General features: G+C 64.4%; 5 protein-coding genes and 1 rRNA gene. 5 read left to right on the top strand and 1 reads right to left on the bottom strand.

Annotated features, from left to right (window positions below):
* Nucleotides 1–90 precede the first annotated feature (90 nt).
* Nucleotides 91–210: ribosomal RNA gene (gene rrf, locus ABD154_RS17620) — 5S ribosomal RNA — on the top strand.
* A 236-nt stretch (nt 211–446) separates the two neighbouring features.
* On the opposite strand, the gene ABD154_RS17615 is transcribed toward rrf, so the two are convergent.
* On the bottom strand, nt 447–1,874 hold the full coding sequence (locus tag ABD154_RS17615) for an MFS transporter (protein WP_344251802.1): 1,428 nt from the start codon (nt 1,872–1,874) through the stop codon (nt 447–449).
* Nucleotides 1,875–1,937: 63 nt separating this feature from the next.
* On the opposite strand from ABD154_RS17615, the gene ABD154_RS17610 reads away from it, so the two are divergent.
* From ABD154_RS17610 to ABD154_RS17595, 4 genes are all read left to right on the top strand, one after another.
* Nucleotides 1,938–2,333: a MerR family transcriptional regulator gene (locus tag ABD154_RS17610; RefSeq protein ID WP_344251801.1), complete on the top strand. Its 396-nt coding sequence runs from the start codon at nt 1,938–1,940 to the stop codon at nt 2,331–2,333.
* Nucleotides 2,334–2,357: 24 nt separating this feature from the next.
* Complete coding sequence (locus tag ABD154_RS17605) at nt 2,358–2,891, top strand: GNAT family N-acetyltransferase (protein ID WP_344251800.1); 534 nt, start codon at nt 2,358–2,360, stop codon at nt 2,889–2,891.
* An 81-nt stretch (nt 2,892–2,972) separates the two neighbouring features.
* The gene (locus ABD154_RS17600) at nt 2,973–3,266 is read left to right on the top strand and encodes a helix-turn-helix domain-containing protein (protein WP_211978174.1); all 294 of its coding nucleotides are present in this window, start codon (nt 2,973–2,975) and stop codon (nt 3,264–3,266) included.
* Entirely contained in the window at nt 3,263–4,504 is a 1,242-nt protein-coding gene (locus ABD154_RS17595; protein WP_344251799.1) for a type II toxin-antitoxin system HipA family toxin, read from the top strand. Before ABD154_RS17600 ends, ABD154_RS17595 begins: the two co-directional genes overlap by 4 nt.
* Nucleotides 4,505–4,839: the final 335 nt, after the last annotated feature.

The following is a 4,839-nucleotide window of genomic DNA, read 5'->3' as shown; positions in this document are numbered from 1 at the left end:
GATGAGACCACGCTGTGTGGTGTTCGCGTTCGCTGTGCGGTTCTTGGACCATTACCACACACGGTTAAGTGTGTGGGTGGTCGTTGGTTTTGCGGTGGTGATAGTGGTGGGGAAACGCCCGGTTAACCGTTCCGATCCCGGTAGCTAAGCCCATGTCATGCTGATGGTACTGCAACTTGGTGGTTGTGGGAGAGTAAGTGACTGCCGCAATATTCTTCGGGAGGGGATCCTGGTTCAACAATTCGTTGGACCAGGGTTCCCTCCCTTTTTTGCATTCACGCACCGGACCGGGTGTCGGGCCGGCGGGGTGTCTGCTGCAATCAGGTCGGAGTGTCGAGTCCGAGGAAACGGCGGACTGCCTCGGTGCCGGTGACCTCAACCGGCTCGGGCCCGCGAATGATGTCGGCAGCGGGCAGCACCAACTGGTGCTCCGTGTGCGCGATCTGTCATGTCGACGTCGGCCCTGGCGAACTGTCGGCGGTTGTCGCGCGGGCGTCCAGGGAACGAGCAGCCACGACTGCCCCGAGACCGAGGAGTGCCAACAGCGCGAACAGTGCGAACAGGCCGGCTGCGGCACCCGCGATCGAGGGCAGGGCTGAATTGACGACGATGCCGCCGATAGCGGCCGCGAACGCTTGGCCGAGTTGACTGACGATGGGAATGGCAGCGGCGGCGATTCGGCCGTCGGTCTTGTTGGGGCTGCTGGACATCACGCGCACGGACAAGTGCGGGTTCGCCAGCCCGACCCCCACACCAGCGAGGACCAACGCCGGAATCCAGCCGATGATGACCATCGGCCCGGCCATCGGGACGAACTGCAGAATGACGAGGACCGCCATCGCGACCGCCGTCACGGCCGGCCCAAGGACGAGCAGACGTGCTTGCACAGCTGGGCGTTCGGCTCGGGAACTCCAGATGGCAGCGACTGACCAGCCGATCGACACGGTCGCGCCGAGGAAACCGGCGGCGAACGGGGCAAGCTCGAACAGACGTTGCCCGAACAGAGGAGTGAACGCCTCGCTGGCCGGCGCGGCCGTGGTCAACGCAAGGGCAAGGTAGATCCATTTCAGCGACCCTCGCGTGTAGGCAAGGGGCGGCAGAACACCGACCCGCGCTCTTCGGTCGACGGCGATGAATGCGACCAGCAACATCATCGCCAACACGACCCCGACCCACACCCAGGCGCTTGGGAGGACGCTGGTGATGCTGAGCGCAGCGATGGCGACGATGAGAATGATCATCGACGTCAGCGGCAGCCGCGTCAGGGCCACAGACCGCTGCGACCTAGGCAGAGTCAAGGGCGCGGCGATCGAGAGAACGACACCCGCGGCGGCCACCGAGGCAAACGCGAGCCGCCAGGCATCCAGCTGTGCGAAGGCCCCGCCGGCGGTCGGGCCGACAAGCGTCCCGACCCCGAACATCGCCGACACGACTGCGGTTGCTCGCGCCCACGCCGTCTCCGGCAGCGCCGTCCGGATGAGAGCGAACGCCAAACCGGACAGCAGTCCACCGCCGACGCCCTGCGCCGCGCGGCCGATCAGGAGAACCTCCATGCTCGGTGCTGCGGCGGCAACGGCACTGCCGACCGCGAACGCACCCGCACCGAATACGTATGAGCGGTGAGAGCCGAGCCGGCCCAGCACCGCCGGAGTCGCCACCGTTGCGGCCACCCCCGCGACGATGAATACCGTCGTCACCCACGCGTAGTACACCTCGCCGCCGATCTCGGCGACGGCGCTCGGCATCAGAGCGCTGGTGAGGTACATGGTGACTGCCTGCAGCAGAATTCCCGCCGCGAGCACCGTCAACACCCCGGCAGAGGACCGGGCGGTTCCGCGATTCATGGGATTCGCTGTACTCGATGTGGTGTCCATGGTCGCCACGCTAGAACTTCAACATATATTGAAGTCAAGACCTGAATCTGGGAGGCTCTGCCTATGACGACGACATCATTCATCGACACACAGCATCTACTGACCGTGCGGGATGTGGCCGTGGACAGCGGTGTCGCCCCTTCTGCGGTCCGGTTCTATGAACGGCACGGGGTGATCACCGCAGTGCGCACGCCGGGCAACCAACGACGGTTCGCTTCAAGCGCCGCATGCCAGGTCAGAGTGGCGAAGCTCGCCCAGCGCGTCGGGTTCACTGTGCGGGAGATCGCCGAGATCTTCGATGATCTGCCCGACGATCCGCAGCCCGGGGATTGGAACCGCATCTCGGAGCATCTCGTCGCGAGTGCTGAACGGCGCCTGGAGGAACTCGCCCGTGCGGTCGACTCCATGCGTGCGGGAGGGCGACTCTGCGACCTCAACGATACTCTCGAGGCGGAATGAGAAACCGGGGGTAGTCTCAGAAGAATGATCATCCGTCGTGAGACCGAATCAGACATCAGCGCCATTCGCTCCGTCACCGCAGAGGCATTCCGCAGCGCCGCTCACAGTGCACCCCCGGTCGCCCCGGGCGGAGACCCCGGAGAGGTCACTCTCATCGAGTGGCTGCGGGACGACGAGTCCTGGATTCCCGAGCTCTCACTCGTCGCCGTCATCGACGACGCCGTGGTCGGGCATATCGTCGCCACTCGTGCTCATGTCGGTACCGCGCCGGCAGTCGGGATCGGCCCGGTCAGCGTGCTCCCGGCCCACCAGGGCGAAGGGATCGGCTCCGCGCTGATGGAGTTCGCTCTCGGCGCTGCCGACGCGCTCGGCACCCCGGTCGCCGGCCTCCTCGGCGATCCGAACTTCTACGGTCGCTTCGGTTTCGTCCCCGCCTCAGCGATGGACATCGAATCTCCCGACCCTGCGTGGGGCGACTACTTCCAGACCCGCGCTCTGTCGACCTATGCCGGCGAACACGGGACCTTCCGCTACGCGGAGCCATTCACGCGTCTCTGACGCCTGTCAACGTACTGTTATGAGTAGTATCATGGTCGTAATCTCTGTTAGTGGGTGGGATAAAGTCAGTTAGGGGACGTTATGGATGTCACGCGCGCGGTGGGGCGTCGCCTCGGTGACGTCGGCGGATCGATCCGCAGGTGGCGTCTCATGCAATCGCTCAAAGCCGCAGAACTCGCGCAACGCGCAGGGATCTCGAGGACGACACTGCAGAAGATCGAACGCGGCGATCCTGGAGTCTCGATCGGCGCGGTGATGTCGGTGATGCAGGCGCTCGGACAGCTCGACCACGTCGCAGAGTCGTTCGACCCATTGAGCACAGATGTCGGCAGGCTGCGTTCGACGGAATCTCTGCCTGAGCGGGTTCGCCGATGAATGCCGATGAGGTGCTCGTCGATCTCGACATCAACGGTCGCACCGAGTTCGTCGGCACTGCCTATTTCCACCTGGCCCGCAATGAGGTGTCGACCACGTTCGTCTACTCGCCGGGCTACCTCGCCCAACGGTGGGCGTTCCCGATCGACCCTCAATTGCCCTTGTCGACCGGATCGTTCACGGTCGCCGGCCTGCCGGGGGCGTTGAGCGATTGCGCTCCGGATCGTTGGGGCCGCAATCTCGTCGCCAAGCAGCACCAGAGACTCGTTGCCTCAGGGCAGGCGCGCCATCGCCGGCTCACCGAGGTCGACTACCTCATCGGAGTCAGTGATGTCACCCGCCAGGGTGCTTTGCGATTCCGCAGTCCGGAGTCCCCGGCATATCTGGCAGCCGGAGCTCATGTTCCCCCGCTCATCCGACTGCCTGAACTCCAGAGGGCGGCCGATGAGGCCGCCGATGGCTCCGATGCCGCGGCCAAGCGCCTCCTCGACGCCGGAACCGGGTCGCTCGGTGGCGCTCGACCGAAGGCCTCCGTCCTGGGGGACGGAGGTCTGATGATTGCGAAGTTCTCCCGACCCACAGACGATTGGTCAGTCATCGCATGGGAGGGGGTCGCTCTCGAGCTTGCGTCCCGTGCCGGCATCTCCGTCCCCGGTCGGCAGCTGCTCACTCTCGATGATCGACCCGTTCTCGTCGTCGACCGATTCGACCGAGACGGCGGGTCTCGGGTTCCGTATCTGAGCGCGATGACGGCGACCGAGCGGCGCGACGGCGAGCCAGGCGACTACCTCGACATCGTTGAAGCAATCGAGGATCTCAGCCTCAACTGGAGGCGAGACTGCGCGGAGCTGTTCCGGCGCGTGGTGTTCTCCGCAGCCATCCACAACACCGACGACCATCTGCGCAATCACGGGTTCTTGCGGCGGCCCGCAGGATGGGAGCTCAGTCCGGTCTTCGACATCAATCCCGAGCCAGATGTCGACACCGAACGGCAGACCGCGATCAACGGAGCCCGGTCGGCTGAGGAGGAGATGTCCGCGCTTCTCGACTTCGGGTCGCTCTGCCACCTCGATAGTCGTCAGGCACGACGCATCATGAGAGACGTCGCCGAGGCGGTCGGCCAGTGGCGCAGCGTCTCCCACGCGCGCGCATTGCCGACGTCGGAGATCGCGATGTTCGGTGACGTCATCGACCGCCAGGTCAACGCGGTTCTGCGTGCCGCCGGCGGGTCGATATAGGCGTAGTCGCCCTGTTTTCCGGGTGGTTTTCGCACCCCTCTGCGCCGTGTGGTGGTTGTCACCCCGGAATGGTCGATTCCGGGGTTGCGTGAGGGGTCTGCAGTGGTCTAGAGTTATATCTCGTTCGCCTCACCGGGAACACCACGATCAAAGGGTGTCCCTACCGGGTGTGACCAGCACAAACAATGGTTTGATGCGGTGGATCACAACACGGGTTGAGAGTGTGAGTGCGGGCAGCCTGTGGATGCCCCCGGTTGATCACGCGGAAAACTTTTTCGTGTGATGGTTGGGTGTGTGTTTGTGGTTTGAGAATCCAATAGCGTGTTTGTTTGAAC

The organism is Brevibacterium sanguinis (assembly GCF_039528855.1).
GTDB lineage: Bacteria > Actinomycetota > Actinomycetes > Actinomycetales > Brevibacteriaceae > Brevibacterium > Brevibacterium sanguinis.
Note: the sequence above shows the minus strand (reverse complement) of the source record. Positions and strands in the feature narration are given on the sequence as shown.